22 protein-coding genes are annotated in these 22,433 nt (G+C 70.7%); 12 read left to right on the top strand and 10 right to left on the bottom strand.

Going from position 1 to position 22,433, the window contains the following annotated elements:
• Positions 1-17: 17 nt before the first annotated feature.
• The 3 genes from pstA to pstS form a co-directional block, all read right to left on the bottom strand.
• The gene (gene pstA / locus ACNNMR_RS24405; protein WP_419996820.1) at positions 18-1,085 is read right to left on the bottom strand and encodes a phosphate ABC transporter permease PstA; all 1,068 of its coding nucleotides are present in this window, start codon (positions 1,083-1,085) and stop codon (positions 18-20) included.
• The gene (gene pstC, locus ACNNMR_RS24410) at positions 1,082-2,083 is read right to left on the bottom strand and encodes a phosphate ABC transporter permease subunit PstC (protein WP_419996821.1); all 1,002 of its coding nucleotides are present in this window, start codon (positions 2,081-2,083) and stop codon (positions 1,082-1,084) included. The genes pstA and pstC overlap by 4 nt, the downstream gene beginning before the upstream one ends.
• Positions 2,084-2,197: 114 nt before the next feature.
• The gene (pstS, locus tag ACNNMR_RS24415; protein WP_419996822.1) at positions 2,198-3,328 is read right to left on the bottom strand and encodes a phosphate ABC transporter substrate-binding protein PstS; all 1,131 of its coding nucleotides are present in this window, start codon (positions 3,326-3,328) and stop codon (positions 2,198-2,200) included.
• A 254-nt stretch (positions 3,329-3,582) separates the two neighbouring features.
• On the opposite strand from pstS, the gene ACNNMR_RS24420 reads away from it, so the two are divergent.
• The 6 genes from ACNNMR_RS24420 (at position 3,583) to folP (ending at position 10,472) form a co-directional block, all read left to right on the top strand.
• Positions 3,583-4,716, top strand: a complete 1,134-nt coding sequence (locus ACNNMR_RS24420; RefSeq protein WP_419996823.1) for a zinc-dependent metalloprotease — start codon at positions 3,583-3,585, stop codon at positions 4,714-4,716.
• A 166-nt stretch (positions 4,717-4,882) separates the two neighbouring features.
• Positions 4,883-5,929: a tRNA lysidine(34) synthetase TilS gene (gene tilS / locus ACNNMR_RS24425; protein ID WP_419996824.1), complete on the top strand. Its 1,047-nt coding sequence runs from the start codon at positions 4,883-4,885 to the stop codon at positions 5,927-5,929.
• 45 nt (positions 5,930-5,974) lie between these two features.
• The gene (hpt, locus tag ACNNMR_RS24430; protein WP_419996825.1) at positions 5,975-6,514 is read left to right on the top strand and encodes a hypoxanthine phosphoribosyltransferase; all 540 of its coding nucleotides are present in this window, start codon (positions 5,975-5,977) and stop codon (positions 6,512-6,514) included.
• Between the two features lie 247 nt (positions 6,515-6,761).
• On the top strand, positions 6,762-8,831 hold the full coding sequence (gene ftsH, locus ACNNMR_RS24435) for an ATP-dependent zinc metalloprotease FtsH (protein WP_420000450.1): 2,070 nt from the start codon (positions 6,762-6,764) through the stop codon (positions 8,829-8,831).
• Positions 8,832-8,953: 122 nt separating this feature from the next.
• Positions 8,954-9,559 carry a GTP cyclohydrolase I FolE gene (gene folE, locus ACNNMR_RS24440; RefSeq protein ID WP_419996826.1) on the top strand — a complete coding sequence of 202 codons (606 nt, stop codon included), beginning with the start codon at positions 8,954-8,956 and terminating at the stop codon, positions 9,557-9,559.
• Positions 9,560-9,611: 52 nt separating this feature from the next.
• On the top strand, positions 9,612-10,472 hold the full coding sequence (gene folP, locus ACNNMR_RS24445; protein ID WP_419996827.1) for a dihydropteroate synthase: 861 nt from the start codon (positions 9,612-9,614) through the stop codon (positions 10,470-10,472).
• A 116-nt stretch (positions 10,473-10,588) separates the two neighbouring features.
• Here folP and ACNNMR_RS24450 read toward each other — a convergent pair whose 3' ends face one another.
• The gene (locus tag ACNNMR_RS24450; protein ID WP_419996828.1) at positions 10,589-11,749 is read right to left on the bottom strand and encodes an ABC transporter ATP-binding protein; all 1,161 of its coding nucleotides are present in this window, start codon (positions 11,747-11,749) and stop codon (positions 10,589-10,591) included.
• Between the two features lie 123 nt (positions 11,750-11,872).
• Here ACNNMR_RS24450 and ACNNMR_RS24455 point away from each other — a divergent pair, with 123 nt between their 5' ends.
• From ACNNMR_RS24455 to ACNNMR_RS24470, 4 genes are all read left to right on the top strand, one after another.
• The gene (locus ACNNMR_RS24455; RefSeq protein ID WP_419996829.1) at positions 11,873-12,610 is read left to right on the top strand and encodes an ABC transporter permease; all 738 of its coding nucleotides are present in this window, start codon (positions 11,873-11,875) and stop codon (positions 12,608-12,610) included.
• Between the two features lie 4 nt (positions 12,611-12,614).
• Complete coding sequence (locus tag ACNNMR_RS24460; protein WP_419996830.1) at positions 12,615-13,331, top strand: ABC transporter permease; 717 nt, start codon at positions 12,615-12,617, stop codon at positions 13,329-13,331.
• Positions 13,332-13,396: 65 nt separating this feature from the next.
• Positions 13,397-14,386 (top strand): ABC transporter substrate-binding protein, encoded by a 990-nt coding sequence (locus tag ACNNMR_RS24465; protein WP_419996831.1) that lies wholly within the window; start codon positions 13,397-13,399, stop codon positions 14,384-14,386.
• A 103-nt stretch (positions 14,387-14,489) separates the two neighbouring features.
• Complete coding sequence (locus ACNNMR_RS24470; RefSeq protein ID WP_419996832.1) at positions 14,490-15,395, top strand: hypothetical protein; 906 nt, start codon at positions 14,490-14,492, stop codon at positions 15,393-15,395.
• A gap of 14 nt (positions 15,396-15,409) precedes the next feature.
• Here the strand turns inward: ACNNMR_RS24470 and ACNNMR_RS24475 are convergent, their stop codons facing one another.
• The 5 genes from ACNNMR_RS24475 to ACNNMR_RS24495 form a co-directional block, all read right to left on the bottom strand.
• Positions 15,410-16,555 carry an NADH-quinone oxidoreductase subunit D gene (locus ACNNMR_RS24475; protein WP_419996833.1) on the bottom strand — a complete coding sequence of 382 codons (1,146 nt, stop codon included), beginning with the start codon at positions 16,553-16,555 and terminating at the stop codon, positions 15,410-15,412.
• A gap of 26 nt (positions 16,556-16,581) precedes the next feature.
• Positions 16,582-17,064, bottom strand: coding sequence for a DUF3180 domain-containing protein (locus ACNNMR_RS24480; RefSeq protein WP_419996834.1), 483 nt, complete (start codon positions 17,062-17,064; stop codon positions 16,582-16,584).
• Positions 17,065-17,097: 33 nt separating this feature from the next.
• Complete coding sequence (gene folK, locus ACNNMR_RS24485; RefSeq protein WP_419996835.1) at positions 17,098-17,691, bottom strand: 2-amino-4-hydroxy-6-hydroxymethyldihydropteridine diphosphokinase; 594 nt, start codon at positions 17,689-17,691, stop codon at positions 17,098-17,100.
• Positions 17,688-18,053, bottom strand: a complete 366-nt coding sequence (gene folB, locus ACNNMR_RS24490) for a dihydroneopterin aldolase (protein WP_419996836.1) — start codon at positions 18,051-18,053, stop codon at positions 17,688-17,690. Before folB ends, folK begins: the two co-directional genes overlap by 4 nt.
• Before the next feature lie 183 nt (positions 18,054-18,236).
• Positions 18,237-19,184 carry an SAM-dependent methyltransferase gene (locus ACNNMR_RS24495; protein WP_420000451.1) on the bottom strand — a complete coding sequence of 316 codons (948 nt, stop codon included), beginning with the start codon at positions 19,182-19,184 and terminating at the stop codon, positions 18,237-18,239.
• 135 nt (positions 19,185-19,319) lie between these two features.
• On the opposite strand from ACNNMR_RS24495, the gene ACNNMR_RS24500 reads away from it, so the two are divergent.
• Entirely contained in the window at positions 19,320-20,549 is a 1,230-nt protein-coding gene (locus tag ACNNMR_RS24500; protein WP_419996837.1) for a sensor histidine kinase, read from the top strand.
• A 52-nt stretch (positions 20,550-20,601) separates the two neighbouring features.
• Entirely contained in the window at positions 20,602-21,279 is a 678-nt protein-coding gene (locus ACNNMR_RS24505) for a response regulator transcription factor (protein ID WP_419996838.1), read from the top strand.
• Here ACNNMR_RS24505 and ACNNMR_RS24510 read toward each other — a convergent pair.
• Positions 21,276-22,361, bottom strand: a complete 1,086-nt coding sequence (locus ACNNMR_RS24510) for a DUF5937 family protein (protein ID WP_420000452.1) — start codon at positions 22,359-22,361, stop codon at positions 21,276-21,278. The genes ACNNMR_RS24505 and ACNNMR_RS24510 overlap by 4 nt on opposite strands.
• Positions 22,362-22,433: the final 72 nt, after the last annotated feature.

Below are 22,433 nucleotides of genomic sequence, written 5' to 3' on the forward strand. Positions count from 1 at the left end.
CTTCTTTCGCGTGGCCGTCAGCGGCCGGTCTTCGGGGACTTCCAGCGGGCGATGCCGCGAGCCACCAGGTTGAGGATCATGACGAAGGCGATCAGCACCAGAGCGGCCGCCCATGCGCGGTCGTAGCTGGCCTCGTTGCCGTTGGCCCACTGCTCGTAGATGTAGAGCGGGAGGGAGGCCTGGGCGCCTTCGAAGGGGTTGTTGTTGATCATCGGGTTGCCGAAGACCAGCAGCAGGAGGGGGGCCGTCTCGCCCGTGATGCGGGCGATCGAGAGCATCACGCCGGTCGTGATGCCGCCGATGGAGGTCGGGAGGACGACCTTCAGGATGGTCTTCCACTTCGGTACGCCCAGCGCGTACGAGGCCTCCCGCAGCTCGTTCGGGACCAGCTTGAGCATCTCCTCGGTCGACCTGACGACGGTCGGCATCATCAGGATCGCCAGCGCCAGGGAGCCGGCGAAGCCGGAGTAGCCGAAGCCCAGCATCATGATCCAGACGCTGAGGATGAAGAGGCCGGCGACGATCGACGGGATGCCGGTCATGACGTCGACGAAGAAGGTGACCGCCTTCGCGAGCTTCCCCTTGCCGTACTCGACCAGATAGATCGCCGTCAGCAGGCCGATGGGGGCCGCGATCAGCGTCGCGATCGCCACCTGCTCGATGGTGCCGATCAGGGCGGCGTAGACGCCGCCGCCGGGCTGGATGGTCACCACGCCGTTCATGGAGTGGGTGAGGAAGTACGGGTCGAGGACCTTCACGCCGCGGGCGATGGTCTCGTAGATCAGCGAGGCCAGCGGGATGACGGCCAGGAGGAAGGCGACCCAGACGAGGGCCGTCGCGAGGCGGTCCTTGGCCTGGCGGCTGCCCTCGACCCGGGCGGCGATGGCGTACTGGCCGATGACGAACAGCACCGCGGCGATCAGGCCCCACTGGATCTTGCTCTGCAGCCCGGCCGCCAGGCCGATGGCGACCGCGACGGCGAGGGAGCCGGCGGCTATGAGCGCCGGGCCCCACTTGGGCAGCCGGGGCTGGTGGATGCCGAGGTGGTCGGCGCGGTCGGTGGGGGTCACGGTCGTGGTGGTCATGCGTTGGCCCCCGAGTACTCCTTGCGGCGGGCGATGATCAGGCGCGCAGCGCCGTTCACCAGCAGCGTGATGACGAAGAGCACCAGGCCGGAGGCGATGAGGGCGTCACGGCCGAACTCGCCCGCCTCCTTGAAGGCGGAGGCGATGTTCTGCGCGAAGGTGCCGCCGCCGGGCTCCAGGATCTTCGCCGAGAGGATCGCGGAGGGGGACAGGACCGTCGCGACGGCCATCGTCTCGCCGAGCGCGCGGCCGAGGCCCAGCATGGACGCGCTGATGACGCCGGAGCGGCCGAAGGGCAGCACCGACATGCGGATGACCTCCCAGCGGGTGGCGCCGAGCGCGAGGGCGGCCTCCTCGTGCATCTTGGGGGCCTGCGCGAAGACCTCGCGGGAGACGTTGGTGATGATCGGCAGGATCATGATCGCCAGGAGGATGCCGACGGTCCCCAGCGACCTGGCCGCGCCGCCGTCGTACGAGAAGACGACGGTCCAGCCGAGCCAGGAGTCCAGCCACTTGAAGAGCCCCGTCAGGTGCGGGACCAGGAAGAGGGCGCCCCACAGGCCGTAGACGATCGAGGGGATCGCGGCCAGGAGGTCGATGACGTACGCGATCGGGGTGGCGAGCCTGCGCGGCGCGTAGTGCGTGATGAAGAGCGCGATGGCGACGGCGATCGGGACGGCGATGAGCATCGCGATGACCGACGAGACGATCGTGCCGAAGGCCAGGACCGCGATGCCGAAGACCGGCGGGGTGGAGTTGGCGTTCCACTCGAAGGTCGTGAGGAAGTTGCCCTCGTTCTGGGAGAGGGCCATGACGGCGCGGATGGTCAGGAAGACCGCGATCGCGCCCATGAGGACCAGGAGCGTGATGCCGGCGCCGCGGGAGAGGCCGAGGAAGACCTTGTCGCCGCGGCGGCCGGTGCCCTTGGCGGAGTTCAGGGGTCCCGGCTGCGCGGCCTGTGGCGGCGGCGGAGCCGGGGTGCGTATGTCGGTGGTCATGGGGTGGTTCTCCGGTCTGGTGTGGGGCGGGCCCGTGAGGTCGTCACGGGGCCGCCCCGGCGGCGGTGCACCGGATGGTGATGCGGGGGTGGTGCGTCAGGGGGTGGGCCGGGGTCAGGAGAGAGTCGAGACGACGTCCTGGACCTTCTTCTGGACCTCGGCCGGCAGCGGGGCGTAGCCGAGGTCGTCGAGGACGTCCTGGCCCTTGTCGCTGGCGGTGTAGGTCAGGAAGGACTTGACGGCGTCGAGGGTGTCCTTCTTGTTGCCCGTGTCGCAGGCGATCTCGTAGGTGAGGAGGGTGATCGGGTACGCGCCCGGCTCCTTGGTCGTGTAGTCGAGCTCCATGGCGAGGTCCTTGCCCTTGCCGGTGACCTTGGCCGCGGCGATGGCCTTGGAGGCGTTCGCGGTGGTGGCCTCGACCGGGTCGCCGGAGCCGGTGTCGATGTCCACGGTCTTGATGCTGTTGGCGTGGGCGTACGACAGCTCGAAGTAGGAGATGGCGCCGGAGGTCTGCTTCACCTGCGAGGAGACGCCGGCGGAGCCGTCCGCGGACTGGCCGCCCTTGACCGGCCACTTCTTGCCGGGCTCGTGCGGCCAGGCCTTGGGGGCGGCCTCGGCGAGGTAGGAGGTGAAGTTGTCGGTGGTGCCGGACTCGTCGGAGCGGCTGACCGGCTGGATCTTGGTGTCCGGGAGGTCGGCGTCCGGGTTGAGCTTCTTGATGGCGGCGTCGTCCCAGGTCTTGATCTTCCCGTTGAAGATCTGGGCGAGGGTCTGGGCGTCGAGGGTGAGCTTGTCGACGCCGTCGACGTTGAAGCCGACCGCGATCGGGCCGCCGACCATCGGGAGGTTGATGCCCTGGCCGGACTTGCAGACCTTCTTGGACTGGGTGACCTCGTCCGGCTTCAGCGCGGAGTCGGAGCCGGCGAAGCCGGTCTTGCCCTGCAGGAACTCCTGGATGCCGGCCCCGGAGCCGGTGGCCTTGTAGTTGACGGTGACGCCGGAGCAGGCGGCGGTGTAGTCCTTCACCCACTGGTCGACGGCGTTCTTCTGGGCGGAGGAGCCGGAGGCCAGCAGCTGGCCCTTGGCATTGCCGCACTCGATGTCGGAGGCGCCGGAGGTGGGGGCGGCGCCGCCACCGTTGCCGGTGTTGTCGTCGGAGCCGCAGGCGCTGAGCACCAGGGCGCCGGACAGGGCGACGGCGCCGAGGGCGGCGGCGCGCGTGCGGTTTGTGCGGAGGAGCTTCACGGCGGTGATTCCTTCGGTTCTGGTGCGAGACCTTCTTCTCAGTCACGCGCGTTCGCGTGCGTCTCGCCTGGTGGGACTCGGTGACGTAACCGAAATTAGGCAGACCAGGTGAAGCGATCAGCTTTCGAAAGTGAACTCAAAGTGAAGTGAATAGGTCAGCCTGGTGACCGTGTGTGACCTATGCCGCAAAGGTCTGGCCCGCTCATCTCCGCTGAACCTCCCGCGCCGTCCGCGCGGCACGTACGGTGAGAGGCATGACGAGCATCGGTGGTGCGGAGATGGTCGACTGGAATCTCGCGGTGGCGACCGCGACCCGGCTCGTACGGCCCGGGCCAGAGGTGAGCCGCGACGACGCCCGCGCGATCGTCGCCGAGCTGCGCAAGCACGCGAAGGTGTCCGAGGCGCATGTCCGGGAATTCACCCGGATGTTCCCCGAGGGCGCCCCCGAGGAGCACGACACCCCGGTGCTGGTCGTCGACCGGCCGGGCTGGGTGCGCGCCAATGTCGCCGGCTTCAAGGCCGTCCTCACGCCGCTGCTGGAGAAGATGCAGGAGCGCCGGGCGAGCATGCCGGGCGGCGCCGTGCTGGGCGCCGTCGGCGGCAAGGTCACCGGCGTCGAGCTCGGGATGCTGCTGTCCTTCCTCGCCTCCCGGGTGCTCGGCCAGTACGAGACCTTCGCCCCGGCCACCCGCGATCTCCCGGCCGGTACGGGGCACGGCGCGGGCCGGCTGCTGCTCGTAGCGCCGAACATCGTGCATGTGGAGCGCGAGCTGGAGGTGGCCCCGCACGACTTCCGGCTGTGGGTGTGCCTCCATGAGGAGACGCACCGCACGCAGTTCACCGCGGTGCCGTGGCTGCGCGACCACCTGGAGAGCGAGATCCAGGCCTTCCTCGCCGAGACCGAGGTCGACCCGTCCACCCTGCTGGAGCGCTTCCGCGAGGCCGCGCAGGCGCTGTCGGGCAACAAGGCCGAGGAGGAGGACGAGGGCGGCCGCAGCCTCGTCGAGATCGTCCAGACCCCGGCCCAGCGCGAGATCCTCTCCCGGCTGACCGCCGTCATGTCGCTGCTGGAGGGGCATGCGGACTACGTCATGGACGGCGTCGGGCCGCAGGTGGTGCCTTCCGTGGCGGAGATCCGCGAGAAGTTCCAGCAGCGCCGGGCCAAGGGCGCGGGCCGGCTCGACCAGGCGCTGCGCAAGCTGCTCGGCCTGGACGCGAAGCTGCGGCAGTACAAGGACGGCGAGAAGTTCGTACGAGCCGTGAACGACGCCGTGGGCATGGACGGCTTCAACCGCGTATGGACGTCTCCGAACACGCTGCCGACCAAGGCGGAGATCGCTAAACCGGCGGACTGGATCGCGCGGGTGCACAGTAAGACGGAGAGCTGACGCGCACGTCCCCCGGCGGACGCGGTATTCACCCTTCCGAGGGAGCGTAACGGCCACCACCGACGTGCAATGCTCGGATGTCAGCTCTCCTCTGTCACCATTGCGATACGCACAGTGACAGTGCTGGCTTTTCGACAGAGGCCCTCCGCCGAAAGAAGTGAAAGCCATGGGTCCCCATCCCGCGGTCGCCGCGATACGTCTCGCAGTCCGCCGCGTCCTGCACGACGTAGCGGCAGAACACGCGACACTCCACCCCCTCCGCAGGCCCGACAAGCCGCTCGTCCTGGTCGCCTGCTCCGGCGGCGCCGATTCGATGGCGCTCGCCTCCGCCCTCGCCTTCGAGGCCCCCAAGCTGCAGATCCGCGCCGGCGGCATCACCGTCGACCACGGCCTGCAGGACGGCTCCGACCGCCGCGCCACCGAGGTCGCCGACCGTCTCGCCTCGATGGGCCTGAAGCCGGTCGAATCCATCCGCGTCGACGTCGGCCGCACCGGCGGCCCCGAAGCCGCCGCCCGTGACGCCCGCTATGCCGCCCTCGACCGCGTCGCCGAGCGCCTCGGCGCGCATGCCGTGCTGCTCGGCCACACCCGCGACGACCAGGCCGAGACCGTGCTCCTCGGCCTCGCCCGCGGCTCCGGCACCCGCTCCCTGTCCGGCATGGCCGCCGCCACCGGCCCCTCCTCCTCCGGCCGCCGCTACCGCCGCCCCTTCCTCGAGATCGACCGCCAGGTCGCCCGCAAGGCCTGCATGGTCCAGTCCCTCCCGGTCTGGGACGACCCGCATAACGTGGACCCCGCGTACACCCGCTCCCGCGTCCGCCACGAGGCCCTGCCCGTACTGGAAAAAGCGCTCGGCAAGGGCGTCGTCTCCGCCCTCGCCCGCACCGCCCAGCTCTCCCGCGACGACGCCGACGCCCTCGACGCCTGGGCCGCCTCCGCCGGCGCCGAGGTCCGGCTCGCCGACGGCGGCTATGACACCACCCGGCTGTACGCGCTGCCGCCCGCCGTCCGCCGCCGCGTGCTGCGCCGCGCCGTGATCGAGGCGGGCGCGCCCGCCGGCTCGCTCTTCTCCCGGCACATCGAAGAGGTCGACCGGCTGCTGACCAGCTGGCGCGGCCAGAAGGCCATTAGCCTCCCCGGGCGTGTCGAGGCCTGGCGTGCGGATGGCAGACTGGTGATCCGGCGCCGCGATGAGGCGGCCGCGGAGAACTGACCGTTAGCTACCGAGCGAGAGACGGCGCGGGTGGACGATAAGGACATGGGGGCCGACCTCAAGTCGGTCCTCATCAGCAAGGAAGAGATCGACGCGAAGCTCGCCGAGCTGGCCGCGAAGATCGATGCGGAGTACGCCGGGAAGGACCTGCTCCTCGTGGGCGTCCTCAAGGGCGCCGTCATGGTGATGGCGGACCTCGCCCGGGCCCTGTCCACCCCGGCCACGATGGACTGGATGGCGGTGTCCTCGTACGGCGCGGGCACCCAGTCCTCGGGCGTGGTGCGGATCCTCAAGGACCTGGACACCGACATCAAGGGCAAGCACGTCCTGATCGTCGAGGACATCATCGACTCGGGCCTGACCCTGTCGTGGCTGCTGTCGAACCTCGGCTCGCGCGAGCCCGAGTCCCTCAAGGTGTGCACGCTGCTGCGCAAGCCGGACGCGGCGAAGGTCGCGATCGACGTGGAGTGGGTCGGCTTCGACATCCCCAACGAGTTCGTCATCGGGTACGGGCTGGACTACGCGGAGAAGTACCGGAATCTTCCGTTCGTCGGCACCCTCGCCCCGCACGTGTACGGGGGCTGACGCTCTGACAGGCCCATTTGGCGGCGGGAACGGATGGCTCGTTCCCGCCGTTGGAGCATGCGAAGGTGCCTGACTTCGCTGCCCCCGCCGCGACGGGTGACAATGCTGGGGTACCGTCGAAAGCTAGTCGCCGTTTTTTGCAAGTGGCGCCAGGACCGGTTAATACACGTACGCGCGGCACAGGCCCCCCAGGGTCCGCCGCGCCTCACTGTGGCAGGAGGTACGGGGTGCAACTCGCCCCGTGTGGATGGACGTGAAGCGCTACTTCCGTGGGCCAGTCATGTGGATCGTGCTGGCCGTCCTCGCCGTGGTCCTGCTCATTGAGCTCGTCGGTTCTTCCGAGGGCTACAAATCGGTGGACACCGGCAAGGTCGTTCAGGCGATCTCCCAGAACAAAGTCAAGTCGGCAGAGCTGACGACCGGCAATGATCAGACGGTCAAGATTCAGCTCAAGGGCGACGACAAGATCGACGGCAGCAACAAGGTCAAGGCGAACTACATCGACGAGCAGGGTGTCGAGATCGCCAAGCAGCTGCAGTCCTCCTTCAACGACGGCAACATCTCCGACGGCTACTCGGTGAAGCCGACGAAGGACAACCCCTTCGTCAGCATCCTGCTGTCGCTGCTGCCGTTCGTCCTCATCGTGCTGGTCTTCCTGTTCCTGATGAACCAGATGCAGGGCGGCGGCTCCCGGGTGATGAACTTCGGGAAGTCGAAGGCCAAGCTGATCACCAAGGACACCCCGAAGACCACGTTCTCGGACGTGGCGGGTGCCGAGGAGGCCGTCGAGGAGCTCCACGAGATCAAGGAGTTCCTGCAGGAGCCGGCGAAGTTCCAGGCCGTCGGCGCCAAGATCCCGAAGGGCGTGCTCCTGTACGGGCCGCCCGGTACGGGCAAGACGCTGCTCGCCCGTGCGGTCGCCGGTGAGGCCGGGGTGCCGTTCTACTCGATCTCCGGCTCCGACTTCGTCGAGATGTTCGTCGGTGTCGGTGCGTCGCGGGTGCGCGACCTGTTCGAGCAGGCCAAGCAGAACGCTCCCGCGATCGTCTTCGTGGACGAGATCGACGCCGTCGGCCGGCACCGCGGCGCCGGCATGGGCGGCGGCCACGACGAGCGCGAGCAGACGCTGAACCAGCTGCTGGTCGAGATGGACGGCTTCGACGTCAAGGGCGGCGTCATCCTCATCGCGGCCACCAACCGGCCCGACATCCTCGACCCGGCGCTGCTGCGCCCGGGCCGCTTCGACCGGCAGATCGCGGTCGAGTCGCCGGACCTGAACGGCCGCCTGGAGATCCTCAAGGTGCACCAGAAGGGCAAGCCGATCGCGCCGGACGTCGACCTGTCGGCCGTCGCCAAGCGGACCCCCGGCTTCACCGGTGCGGACCTGAGCAACGTCCTCAACGAGGCCGCCCTGCTCACGGCCCGTAGCGACAAGAAGCTGATCGACAACAAGGTCCTCGACGAGGCCATCGACCGCGTGGTCGCGGGACCGCAGAAGCGGTCCCGGATCATGTCGGAGAAGGAGAAGAAGATCACCGCGTACCACGAGGGCGGACACGCCCTGGTCGCGGCGGCCTCTCCCTCCGGCGACCCGGTGCACAAGGTGACGATCCTGTCCAGAGGCCGGGCGCTGGGCTACACGATGGTGCTGCCCGAGGAGGACAAGTACTCCACGACGCGCAATCAGATGCTCGACCAGCTGTCGTACATGATGGGCGGGCGCGCGGCGGAGGAGCTGGTCTTCCACGACCCGACCACGGGCGCGGCCAACGACATCGAGAAGGCCACGAAGACCGCCCGGGCCATGGTCACGCAGTACGGCATGACCGAGCGGCTCGGCGCGATCAAGTTCGGCTCGGATGGCAGCGAGCCGTTCCTCGGCAAGGAGATGGCGCACCAGCGCGACTACTCGGAAGAGATCGCCGCGCTGGTCGATGAGGAAGTCAAGAAGCTCATCGAGACCGCGCACAACGAGGCCTGGGAGATCTTGGTCGAGAACCGCGACGTCCTCGACAACCTGGTCCTCGAGCTCCTGGAGAAGGAGACGCTGAACAAGGAGCAGCTCGCCGAGATCTTCAAGGACCTCGTCAAGCGCCCCGAGCGTCCGGCGTGGACCGGGTCGTCCCGGCGTACGCCCTCGACGCGCCCGCCGGTGCTCTCGCCGAAGGAGCTGTCGGCGACCAACGGCGTCCAGCCGTCGATCCTGGCCAAGCCGGACGGTCAGCCGTCGCCGGAGACCGTGGAGCTGCCGGGCCACAGCGGGTCCGCAGGGCCCGAGGACACCCCGCCGGCGGCGTCGGGCAACAGCGAGGCGTAGCTCGGGTCACTCCAGTCCCGGAATGCAGGCCGCGTCCCCAAGGTTCTAGCCTTGAGGGGCGCGGCTTTCTGCATATGCCGCTGCGGATGCCGCCGTACGGACCAGGAGCGAGGCCTAGGCACATGATCGATCCCGTAACGCTTGCCGGCGACGGAGCCATCGGCGAGTTCGACGAGAAGCGCGCGGAGAGTGCCGTGCGCGAGCTGCTCATCGCCGTGGGCGAGGACCCGGACCGGGAGGGGCTGCGGGAGACGCCTGCGCGGGTGGCGCGGGCGTACAAGGAGATATTCGCGGGGCTGCGGCAGACGCCGGAGGAGGTCCTGACGACGACCTTCGACCTGGGCCACGACGAGATGGTGCTGGTGAAGGACATCGAGGTGATGTCGTCCTGTGAGCATCACCTGGTGCCGTTCGTCGGCTCCGCCCACATCGGCTACATCCCGTCGCACGACGGCAAGATCACTGGGCTGTCGAAGCTGGCCCGGCTGGTCGACGTCTTCGCCCGCCGCCCGCAGGTGCAGGAACGATTGACCACGCAGATCGCGGACTCGCTGATGGAGATCCTGGAGCCGCGCGGAGTGATCGTGGTCATCGAGTGCGAGCACATGTGCATGACCATGCGCGGGGTGCGCAAGCCGGGCGCCAAGACGCTGACGTCGGCCGTGCGCGGGCAGCTGCGGGATCCGGCGACGCGGTCCGAGGCGATGAGCCTGATCATGGCGCGCTGAGCGCGCTGGGCGCGCCGAGCCGCTTGCGGGCGGCGGTGGCTACGCTGGCCGCATGAGCTCCAATGACGTACGCGGGCGGGTCGCGGGACTGCCGGACTTCGACCGCTGCGCGGTGATGGGCGTGGTCAACGTGACGCCCGACTCCTTCTCGGACGGCGGGCTGTGGTTCGACACCACGGCCGCGGTCAAGCACGGCCTCGACCTGGTCGGGGTCGGCGCCGACCTGGTGGACGTCGGCGGCGAGTCCACGCGGCCCGGCGCCACGCGGGTCGACGAGGACGAGGAGCTGCGCCGGGTGCTGCCCGTGGTGCGCGGGCTGGCGTCCGAGGGCGTGGTGGTGTCGGTGGACACGATGCGCTCGCGGGTGGCGGCGGAGGCGGTTGCCGCCGGGGCGCGGCTGGTGAACGACGTGAGCGGGGGGCTCGCAGACCCCGAGATGGTGCCGGTGGTGGCGGACTCCGGGGCGCCGTTCGTGGTGATGCACTGGCGCGGGCAGTCGATCGACATGAACAACCGGGCGGTGTACGCGGACGTCGTCGCCGAGGTGATCGAGGAGACGCGGCGGAGCGTCGAGCGGGCCGTGGACGGCGGCATCGCCCTGGAGCGGATCGTGGTCGACCCGGGCCTGGGTTTCGCGAAGGAGGCGCCGCACGATCTCGCCCTGCTGGCGAGTCTGGGCCGGCTGCGGAGTGAGCTCGGGCGGCCGCTGCTGGTGGCCGCGTCCCGGAAGCGGTTCCTCGGGCGGGTGCTGGCGGGGGAGGGCGCGTCTCCGCCTCCCGCGCGGGAGCGGGATGCCGCTACGGCGGCGGTGTCGGCGATCGCTGCGCGGGAGGGGGCGTGGGCTGTGCGGGTGCATGAGGTGCGGGCGACCGCTGACGCGGTCAGGGTGGCGCGGTCGCTGGAGGGCGCGTAGGTCCGGTCTCGGTGCGGGTTGGGTGGGGCGGCTGCGCGAAACGTCCCGGGCCAGCCCGTCCCGCCTTGCGGGACGCCCTCCCCCGGAGTTGCGTCAGCGCCTCCCCGGAGGTGCCTCTAGTTCCCCGGGACCGAGTCCACCACCGCGTCTGCGCGGTCCACATCGCGCGCGTCAGCGTCGATCGACCGTCGCAGGGCCTCGTGCAGGCCCGCGGGGGTCAGGACGCCCGTGAAGCGCTCGCCGTCCACCACCGCGATCCAGCCCGCGTCGTGCTGCAGCATCACCGCGAAGGCCTGCTTCAGCGTGGAGCCGACCGGGAGCCAGGCCTCCATGCGGCGGGCGTGTTCGCGTACGGACCCTGACGTCAGGTCCGTCGCCGCCACCCAGCCGTGCAGGGTGTCCGCGTCGTCCAGGACCACCGCCCAAGGGGCGTCCTTGGCGCGCAGGCGGGACGCCGCCTCCTCCGCCGCGTCATCCAAGTGGACCACTGGGGGCTGTTCGAGATCGCCGGTCTCGATCTCGGTCACCGACAGCCGCTTCAGGCCGCGGTCGGCGCCGACGAAGTCGGCCACGTACGGGGTCGCGGGTGCGCCCAGTACCTCCGCGGGGGGCGCCAGCTGCTCGATCGTGCCCTGGCCGAAGACCGCGATGCGGTCGCCGAGGCGGACCGCCTCCTCGATGTCGTGGGTGACGAAGAGGACCGTCTTGTGCATCTGGGCCTGGAGGCGGAGGAACTCGTTCTGCAGGTGCTCGCGGACCACCGGGTCCACCGCGCCGAACGGCTCGTCCATCAGCAGCACCGGCGGATCCGCCGCCAGCGCGCGGGCGACGCCGACGCGCTGCCGCTGGCCGCCGGAGAGCTGGTCGGGGTAGCGGTTGCCGTACGTGGACGGGTCGAGGCCCACCAGGTCGAGCAACTCGGCCGCGCGCTCCCGGCGCTTGGCCTTCGGCCAGCCGAGGAGGTACGGAACGGTGGCGGTGTTCTCCAGCACCGTCTTGTGCGGGAAGAGGCCGACCTGCTGGATGACGTACCCGATGCGGCGGCGCAGCTCGACCGGGTCGATGCCGGCGACGTCCTGGCCCTCGACGAGGATCCGGCCGGAGGTCGGCTCGATGAGGCGGTTGACCATCTTCATCGTGGTGGTCTTGCCGCAGCCGGAGGGGCCGACGAGCGTGACCAGCTCGCCCTCGGCCACCTCGAACGACAGGTCGTGGACGGCCGCGGTACCACCAGGGCCGTGGGCGTAGCGCTTGGTGACGTTCTCGAACCGGATCATGCTTCACCATTCTGCCCCGGTTGCGGGCGCCGTGCGTGAAGGTTGCGTTGCGGATCCCGCAGGCCGGGGGGCGGCTGTCAGTGGTCGTGCTTAGGGTGGTGGCACGAACTGGGAGGTGGGAGCGTGGCGACGAAGCAGAGCTGTCTGGCGGACAACGAATGGATCTGCGGCGAGTATGTCCGCTCCCGCAGCCAGGAGCTGGTGGATGCCACCGTGCAGCATGTGTGGATCACCGTTGTCTCGGTGGCGATCGGGCTGCTCGTCGCCTTCCCGCTGGCGCTCCTCGCGCGGCGGTACAAGGCGGTGGCGGCGCCCGTGCTGGGCCTGACCACGCTGCTGTATTCGATCCCGTCGCTGGCGATGTTCTCGCTGCTGGTGCCCTGGATGGGGCTCTCGGCCTCGGTGGTGATCACCGGCCTGGTGCTCTATTCGCTGACCGTGCTGGTGCGCAATCTCCTCGCCGGGCTCGAGGCCGTCCCCGAGGAGGCCAGGGAGGCGGCGCGCGGGATGGGTTACGGGCCCGCCAGGCTGCTGTTCGGGGTCGAGCTGCCGCTGGCGGTGCCGGCGATGATGGCGGGCATCCGGATCGCCACCGTCTCGACGATCGCGATGACGACCGTCGGCGGGATCGTCGGCTATGGCGGGCTCGGCAATCTGATCCTCGAGGGCATGGACACACTGTTCAAGGCGCAGGTGCTGACCGCCTCGGTGCTGTGCGTCGCGCTGGCGGTGCTGGCGGATGTGCTGCTGCTGGGGCTGCAGCGGCTGCTGACGCCGTGGGAGCGGGCGCAGCGGCGGGCGAAGTCGCGCCGCTGGGGCGGCACGGGCCTGGGCCGCAGGGCCGCGAAGGCGGGTGCGTAAAGCCATGGGAGCCATCGCGGACGCCTGGTCCTGGCTGACGGACGGGTCGAACTGGTCGGGGGCCACGGGCATCGGGGCGCGGCTCGGGGAGCATCTGTGGCTGAGCGCGGTCGCCCTGGTGATCACGGCGCTGATCGCCCTCCCGGTGGCGCTCTGGCTCGGCCATATCGGCAAGGGCGGCGCCCTCGCCATCAACATCTCCAATGTCGGCCGCGCCGTGCCCACCCTCGCCGTGCTGGGCCTGCTGGCCCTCACGCCGCTGCGGCAGCACGGCAACTGGCCGACGATCATCGCCCTGGTCCTCTTCGCCATCCCGCCCCTGCTGACCAACGCCTATGTCGGCGTCCGCGAGGCGGACAAGGATGTGGTGGAGGCGGCCCGCGGCATGGGGATGTCGCCGGCGCAGCTGCTGGGCCGGGTCGAGGTGCCGCTGGCCTCGCCGCTGATCATGACCGGCATCCGGTCCGCGGCGGTGCAGATCATCGCCACGGCCACGCTCGCCGCCTTCGCCGGCGGCGGCGGCCTGGGCCGGATCATCACCCACGGCTTCGCCACCAACCGCACCTACGAGGTGGTCGCCGGCGCCCTGCTGGTGGCGGCTCTGGCACTGCTGGTCGAGGTGCTGCTGGTGCTGGGCCAGCGGCTGGTCGACCCGCTCCGCAAACGCCGCCCCGACCCGGCGGAGCCGCGGGACGCGGCCGTGGTGAAGGTGGCCGCATGAGCGGCGGGCCGGGGCATCCGGCATCATCTCCAAAGCTTTCTGTTAACCATGGATGGAGCAGTCCCTTGAAGACCAAGCGCACAGCTCAGCGCAGTGTCAGTGGCATACGGGCGACCGGCGCGGTCGCGGCCGTGGTGGTGCTGTCCGGGGCCCTGGCCGCCTGCGGCGGGGACAGCCTGGAGGAGAAGGGCGGCTCGGGCGGCGGGGGCGGCGGCAAGTCGATCGTCATCGGCTCCGCCGACTTCACGTCGCACCGCCTGCTCTCGGAGTCGTACAAGGCGCTGCTCGACGACGCCGGATACAACGCATCCATCAAGACGGTGAAGAACCGCGAGCTGTACGAGCCCGCGCTGGAGAAGGGGCAGATCGACGTCGTCCCGGAGTTCGCGGCGACCTTCGCCGAGTGGCTGAACACGAAGGAGAACGGCGAGACGGCCACCATCGACAAGCCGGTCGCCTCCAGCGACCCCGACAAGACGGTGGCCGCGCTGCAGAAGCTCGCGAAGCCGCGCGGCATCGAGGCCCTGGCGGTCGGCAAGGCCGTCGACCAGAACACCTTCGCCACCACCAAGGCGCTCGCCAAGAAGCACAACCTCAAGACCCTTTCCGACCTGGGCAAGTCCGGCCTGACGGTGAATATCGCGGCCGGCGTCGAATGCGAGGAGCGGCCCTTCTGCGCGCCCGGGCTGAAGGACAAGTACGGCATCAAGGTCGGCAAGATCGACCCGAAGGGCGTCTCCACCCCGCAGTCCAAGCAGGCGGTGCAGGACGGCACCGACCAACTGGTGCTCACCAACTCCACCGACACCTCGCTCGACAAGTTCGACCTGGTGGCGCTGGAGGACGACAAGAAGCTGCAGAACGCGGACAACGTGCTGCCCGTCGTCAACACCAAGGAGGCCGGCGACAAGAAGATCGCCAATGCCCTCGATAAGCTCAACCGCACCCTGACGACCGACGACCTGATCGCCATGTCGAAGAAGGTCGACCTTGAGCGCGCCAAGCCCGCCGATGTGGTGGCGGACTATCTCAAGGAGAAGGGCCTGGTGAAGTAGCCAGCTCACAGGGGGTGGCGCCCAAAGAGAATTAAGTAACCACCGGGAAACGATCGTTGGGCGCCATTCCCCGTTAGCACACCCAGGCGGTAAGTTTCCAGCCATGCCACCTCGTGGACGCCACCGTTTCTCGTCGCCGGTCCGCAGGCTGCTTCCCCCACTGGCGGTAGCAGCAGCCGCTGTCGGCTGCGCCGCCGCGGCCTGGGCCGTGGCCGGCAGCGATGCCCAGGTGCTCAGGTGGCTGGTCGCGGGAGCGGCGGCCGCCGCCACGGCCGGTGCAGTCCTGCTGCGCAAGTGGGACCGCACCGCGAGCCTGCGCCTCGCCGAGGCGGCCGGCTCCCGCGCACGAGCAGAGATACGTCACGAGGAGAAGGTCTCCGAGCTGGAGGACGACCTCGAGGACTCCCGCAAGGTGCGCGCCGAGCTCGAGGGCCGGCTCCGCACCCGCCTGGCCGAGCTGGGCCATCTCCGCGGCGAGCACGCCACCCTGCTGCGTCGCTACGCCACCGCCGAGACCGACCGCGCCGACGCCCTGGAGGGCCGCCGCCAGCTCGCCATCGAGGCCGCCGAGCCGGTCCGGGCGCTGCCCCCGGCCAACGCGGACCGCAATGCCACCGGCGCCCCCACCCCCGCCACATACCTCCGCGCCTCCGTCGCGCTGCGCCACCTCGCCGACAACGCCTCCCGGCAGGGCCGCGGCCAGGGCCAGGGCCACGAGTCGGCGGACGCGGGCGGCACCGGCGCCCGCGGCGGCAGCCACTTCGACTACTTCGGCCGCAAGACCGGCGGCGGCCCGCCCGCCCCGCGGCAGCCCGAGGACAGCGCCGACCGCGAGGAGGACGACGGAGTCGGCGCGGACACGGACCTCGCGGACGTCGTCGGCCCCGAGATCCTCGCCGAGGTCCGCGCGGAGGCGGAAGAGGCCGAGGCGGAGCCCGAGGAAGAGCCCGAGAAGCCCGCCAGGGACGACAAGATCTCCAAAGTCATCGACCTGCAGGCGGCCAAGTAGCCCCGCGCCGATGTCTACTTGTCGATGTCGCCGACCACGAAGAACATCGACCCCAGTATCGCCACCATGTCCGCGACCAGCGCATTCGGCAGTATCTGCGTCAGCGCCTGGATGTTGTTGTACGAGGCGGAGCGCAGCTTCATCCGGTACGGGGTCTTCTCGCCCTTCGAGACCAGGTAGTAGCCGTTGAGGCCGAGCGGGTTCTCCGTCCAGGCGTACGTGTGGCCCTCGGGGGCCTTCAGTACCTTCGGCAGCCGCTGGTTCACCGGCCCCTGCGGCAGCTCGGCGAGCCGGTCGAGGCAGGCGTCGGCGAGGTCGAGGGAGTTGTGCGCCTGGTCGAGCAGCACCTCGAAGCGGGCCAGGCAGTCGCCCTCCTGCCGCGTGGCCACCTTGAGCGTGCCCGCCAGCTCCCCGTACGCCAGATAGGGCTCGTCCCGCCGCAGGTCGAAGTCGACGCCGGAGCCGCGCGCGATCGGCCCGCTCACCCCGAACGCGTGCACCACCTCGGGCGTCAGCACGCCGACGCCGCGGGTGCGGCCGCGGAAGATCTCATTGCCGAGGACGAGGTTGTCGAAGACGTCCATCCGGGACCGCGCCGCCTTCACCGCGGCCCGCGCCCGCTCGGTCCACCCGTACGGGAGGTCCTCCTTCAGCCCGCCGACCCGGTTGAACATGTAGTGCATCCGCCCGCCGGAGACCTCTTCGAGGACCGCCTGCAGGTCCTCGCGCTCGCGGAAGGCGTAGAAGATCGGGGTGATGCCGCCGAGTTCGAGCGGGTAAGAGCCGAGGAACATCAGGTGGTTGAGGACCCGGTTCAGCTCGGCGAGCAGGGTGCGCAGCCAGACCGCGCGCTCGGGGACCTCCATGCCGAGCATCCGCTCGACGGCCAGCACCACGCCCAGCTCGTTGGAGAAGGCGCTCAGCCAGTCGTGCCGGTTGGCGAGCATGATGATCTGGCGGTAGTCGCGGGCCTCGAAGAGCTTCTCGGCGCCGCGGTGCATATAGCCGATGACGGGGTCGGCGGAGACGATGCGCTCGCCGTCGAGGACCAGCTTCAGCCGCAGCACGCCGTGGGTGGAGGGATGCTGCGGGCCGATGTTGAGCACCATGTCGGTGGCCTCGCCGGCCCCGCCGATGCCGACGGTCGTCTCCGTAGTCATGGGGGAGAGTCTGCCACTCGGCGCCGCTACAGGGCCGGGCTGTGCGGGTCTTCTTCGTCGTCGGGGAGTTTGAGGACCCGTTCCAGGAAGACCGCGGCCGCGATCACCAGCCCCGCCGCCAGCACCGCCAGCAGCGCATAGACCGACTGCCGCTGGCGGGCGCCGAAGTCGAGGCCGTCCACCACCAGGAACAGGCCGAAGCCGCCGTACATGCCGCCGACCAGCGCCGCCACATACGCGCTCGCCTGCCCCAGGATCACCGCCCTGGCCGCCTGCATCGGGTCGACGCCCTTCGCGCCCTGCTCCCGGTCGCGCTGCGCGCGCAGCCGGGCGCGCATGGACAGCGCCGTGGCGAGCAGGATCGTGGCGATCACGGCCAGCACGATGGGGGCGGCGACGGGGACGCTGGGGAGGGTGCCCATGGAGTTCCACAGCCGGGCCCCCGCCCACGCCAGCACCCCGGCCACGATGAACGAGCCGGCCAGCACTCCGATCCGCAGTGGCTTCACAGCGCTCTCTTCTCCCGATTCCGTGTAAGTCGCCTACTCCGGCAGCCGCAGCTCCAGATCCTGGCGCTGCACCACGCCGTCGCGGTCCACCGCGGACACCAGGTCGACGACCCGGCCGCGGCCCTGCAGCTCCGCGCCGGGGTCCACGTCGTACCACGGTACGAGCACGAAGGCGCGCTCGTGCGCACGAGGGTGGGGGAGTGTCAGCTGCGGGTCGTCGGAGACGACGCCGTTGTACGACACGATGTCGACGTCGAGGGTGCGCGGCCCCCAGCGCTCGTCGCGGACCCGCTCGAAGGCCTCCTCGATGGCGAGGCCGCGCTCCAGCAGGGACGACGGCGGGAGGGTGGTCTTGATGACCACGACCGCGTTGAAATACGTGGGCTGGGTGCCGGGTTCGACGCCCCACGGCTCGGTCTCGTACACCGGCGAGACGGCCTTGACCCGCAGGCCCGGCGTGTCCTCCAGGGCGTCGACGGCGCCCTGCAGGGTCTCGAGACGGTTGCCGAGGTTGGAGCCGAGGGCGAGCACGGCGCGTTTGGGATTGTGCAGGGTGGTGTCGGCCGCGTCGACCTGCCGGACGATGTCGACCGGCACGGGCTGCACGGTGGGGTCGCTGCGATTCATACACGTCCTCGGGTACGGGTGATGGTCACGGTCACGTCGTCGAACGGGACGGTGATCGGGGCGTCCGGCTTATGCACGGTCACCTCGATCTGCTGCACGGGGTCGTGCTTCAGGCACTGAGCGGCGATCCGCTCGGCCAGCGTCTCGATGAGGTCGACGGGCTCGCCGCTCACGATCGCGGCGACCTCCTCGGCGACGATGCCGTAGTGCACCGTCTTGCCCAGGTCGTCGCCGGCCGCGGCCGCGCTCGTGTCCAGGTGGAGCACGAGGTCGACCACGAAGGTCTGCCCCTCGGCGCGTTCGTGGTCGAACACGCCGTGGTGGCCTCGGGCCCGCAGGCCGTGCAGCGCGACACGATCCACTTGCGTGGCTCCCTTCGATTAGCTGTGCCCCTCATCGAATCTACCTGCGAGCGCCGACAGGCTTCTCCCCAGGTTCGGGCCGCGCTTACCCCCGGGAAGGCACCCGCACGCCGCTCCGGACCGGATCCGCCCCTAATGGACGCGCTGCGGCGGCGCCGAGTTGACCGTGTCCGGTCTCACACGTCACAGCTGCAACCGCACGCCACCCACGTCGTGCACCAGCCACCCGAAATCCCCCAATCCGCCCGCCGCGGTCAGCTCCGCCGCCTCGCCCGCCCCCGCGAGCGCCCGCACATACGCCGCCGGGTCCGACGAGGCGAGCGCCAGCGGCGGCCGGGCGCCGCGCACGCCGAGCGCGTGCAGCGCCGCGCGCTGGGTCAGCAGCCGGTACGGACCCCCGCCCGCGGCCGCGCACGCGTCCAGCGCGACATGGGCGGTGAGGTCGCAGCTGCCGTCCGGCACCGGCCGTACCTCGCGCCCGTCCCGGAAGCCGGTCAGCGTGCCGTGCGGGGGCCGGGCGCCGGCGGCATGCGCGTAATCGACGGCCACCGCCGCTCCGCGGGCGAGGCTGCCGACCGCCGCCGCCCAGGCAGCGTCCCGCGGCGCCCCGAGCTCGGCCCGCTCGCCGGGCGCGGACAGCGGCCACCAGCGCCGCAGCCAGGCCGCGTCGGCGTCCGATACGGGCTCGCCGAGCCGCTCGGTGCCGTCGGGGGCGACGAGGACGTACCGCGGTACCCCGGTGGCGTCGGCCTCGGCGACGTCAAGGGGAACGTTGTCGAGCCACTCGTTCGCGAAGAGCAGTCCTTCGACGCCCGCCGGGGGCTCGGCGACCCACCGGATCCGGGCGTCGAGCCCCTCGGGGCGCGCGGCCTTCTCCACGGCGTACACCGTGAGGGCCTCGCCCTCGTACGCCTCGAGCACCCCCGCCGCCAGCTCGCCCCGCCCCGCGCCGACGTCCACGAAGGCGAGCTCCGCCGGATGCCCGAGCGCCTCGGCGACCTGGTGCAGCAGCCGGGCCACGGCGGCCGCGTAGAGGTGGGAGGCGTGCACCGAGGTGCGGAAGTGGGCGGCGGGGCCGCCGCCCCCGGGACGCACATAAAAGCCGCGCTCTCCGTACAGGGCGGTACGCATCGCGGCGCCCCACTTCTCCTCAGCCGAAATCACAGGTCAACGCTACGCAACTCCAACTTGCGGAGTAGCCCGCCGTTTCCGGATCGCCCCCGGGGCTGACTCCCGGGGCTTGGCGGGATGCCTACGCTGGGTAACGTGCAACGCGTCTACGACTTCCTCCGCAGGCATCCGACCTTGGTCGACAGCTTCTGGGCTGTTGTCCTGGTCATGATGAGCCTGCTCTGGGTCGTCACGATCGACGAGACGCCGTCGCGCCCCGACCACTCCCCGCACACGGACATCGAGAAGGCCACCGCCCTCGGCTTCGCCGTCGCCTTCGCCGTCTGCGTCGCGCTGCGCCGCCGCTATCCGGAGCGGGTGCTCCTCGCCACCATCGGGCTGGGCGTGCTGCAGCTGGGCACCGACGTCGGCGTCGGCCCCGCCCACTTCGCCCTCGTCGTCATCGTCTTCACCGCGGCCTCCCGCGGCGCCCGCTGGGCCTCCCGGCTGGCCCTCGCCGCCTCCGCGGCGGCCCCCACGATCTCGTCGGTGCGCTGGCCGGACTCGAACCAGCCGATTTCGAGCGCCATCGCGGGCACCATCTTCATGACGATCACCTTCGTCCTCGCCTGGGTGCTCGGCGACTCCATCCGCACCCGCCGGGCGTACTACGCCGAGCTGGAGGAGCGCGCCCGCCGCCTGGAGAAGGAGCGCGAGGCCCAGTCGCGGGTCGCGGTCGCCGCCGAGCGGGCCCGTATCGCCCGCGAGCTGCACGACGTCGTCGCGCACAACGTCTCCGTCATGGTGGTGCAGGCCGATGGCGCCGCGTACGTCCTCGACCAGGCCCCCGAGCAGGCAAAGCAGGCCCTGGGCACGATCTCCTCGACCGGCCGCCAGGCGCTGACGGAGATGCGCAGGCTGCTCGGCGTGCTGCGCACCGGCGACGGCAGCGAGCAGGTCGGCGAGTACGTACCGCAGCCCGGCGTCGACCAGCTCACCGACCTGGTCGAGCAGGTCCGCGGCACCGGCCTCACCGTCGACTTCAAGGTCGACGGCAGCCCGCGGGAGCTGCCCAGCAGCATCGAGCTGACGGCGTACCGCATCGTCCAGGAAGCGCTGACCAACACCCGCAAGCACGGCGGCCCGAATGCCGGCGCCACCGTCCGCCTCACCTACGGCGACAGCGGCGTCGAGCTCCTCGTCGAGGACGACGGCCGCGGCGCGGAGCGCGAGCTGTACGAGGAAGGCGGCGCCGACGGCCTCGGCCACGGCCTCATCGGCATGCGCGAGCGCGTCGGCATGGTCGGCGGCCGCCTGGAGACGGGCCCGCGACCAGGCGGCGGCTTCCGTATTACGGCGACGCTGCCGCTGAAACCGGTGACTTGAGCACCCCACCACCGATACTGATCTCACCGCTACGAGAGAAGGTCCGAATCCCATGCCGATCCGCGTCATGCTCGTCGACGACCAGGTGCTGCTGCGCACCGGCTTCCGCATGGTGCTCGCCGCCCAGGAGGACATGGAGGTCGTCGCCGAGGCCGGGGACGGGCAGGAGGCGGTGGACAAGCTGAAGACGACGCCGGTGGACGTGGTCCTGATGGACGTACGCATGCCGCGCCTGGACGGGGTCGAGGCGACCCGGGTGATCTGCGCGGGCGAGCCTTCCGTGACCCCGAAGGTCCTCATCCTCACCACCTTCGACCTCGACGAGTACGCCTTCTCCGCGCTCCAGGCCGGGGCCAGCGGCTTCATGCTCAAGGACGTACCGCCGGGCGAGCTGCTCACCGCGATCCGCGCCGTCCACAACGGCGACGCGGTCGTCGCCCCCTCCACCACCCGCCGCCTGATCGACCGCTTCGCCGACGTCATGCCGGTCTCCGGCGGCGACCGCGCCCACCCCGAGCTCGACCGCCTCACCGACCGCGAGCGCGAGGTGCTGCTGCTGGTCGCGCAGGGCCTGTCCAACGGCGAGATCGCGGCGCGCCTGGTCCTCTCGGAGGCGACCGTGAAGACCCACGTCGGCCGCATCCTGACCAAGCTGGAGCTGCGCGACCGGGTGCAGGCCGTGGTCCTCGCGTACGAGACGGGCCTCGTCCGGGCGGGCTCCAGCGGCTAGCGCAGCACCGTCTCCAGGAAGTCGGAGCCCAGCCGCGCGACCGTCTGGAGCTCCAGCTGGTGGAGGACGTAGCGGCCGCGGCGGCGGGTGGAGATCAGGCCGGCCTTCTTCAGCACGGCCAGGTGCCGGGAGACCTCGGGCGCGGTGATGCCGAACGCCGTCGCCAGCTCGCCCGTGGAGTGCGAGCTGCGGGCCAGCATCCGGGTCAGGCGCATGCGCATCGGGTGGGCGAGGGCTTCGAGGCGCGCCTGCACCATCTCCAGGGCCTCGGGGCGGGGCAGCTCGGGCGTCGCGACCGGATAGAGGATCACCGGCCGCCAGCCGGGGGCGTGCCCCGCGAACAGGTGCGGCCAGCCGAAGGCGGTGGGCAGGAAGGTCAGCCCGCCCTCGACGGTGGCGCTGGTGAAGCCGGTGGACAGCTTGTCCAGGACGAGCCGGGACCCGCCGGTGCCGTACTCCTCGAGCCGGATGGCCTCGGATACGGCGGACACCGTCTCCGCGAGTCCCTTGCGCTGCAGCAGCTCCGTCTTGTGCCGGGCGTCGGCGGCCAGCTGGACCCGCACCCGCTGCCACGTATCGCCGAAGAACGCCTGCTCGCAGTCCTCGAAGAGGCGCCGCAGCCAGATCCGCAGCCCGTCCGGGTCGTCCAGCATCCGCTCGGTGAACTGCGCCTGCCGCGGCCCGCGCGCCGCCGCCAGGTCCAGGACCTTGGCGCGTTCGGCGGCGTCGTCGAGCGGGGAGACGGTCGACTCGTACGACGAATTGCAGCTGATCTCGAAGGCCGCCTTCACGAACCGGCGGTTGTCGAGGCTGTCGATCCAGTCCAGGTCCTCGGCGAGGGTGGCGCCGGGGTGCGGCGGCGCGAGGAGGTCGGAGCGGGCGGACCGCCACATGAAGTCCGCCTCGGTGAGGCGGTCGGCGAGCACCGGCTTCAGTGCGGCGGCGGTGGCCGTGGCCCAGCCGTGCAGCCCCGGGTGGTGCGCGGGCTCGGAGAGCGCGTGCAGCATCGCGCCCAGCTCGGCGAGCGGGGAGGGCGCGAAGGTGATGCGCTCGGGCGGCAGCCCGGTGACGTCGATTTTGATGCTCACGTACCCCATGGTGCCCCGGCCCCCGGGCGCGGCCCGAGTCGTTTGACGGCCTCGGTCAAGTGACGT

The organism is Streptomyces boninensis, assembly GCF_048572725.1.
Lineage (GTDB): Bacteria > Actinomycetota > Actinomycetes > Streptomycetales > Streptomycetaceae > Streptomyces > Streptomyces boninensis.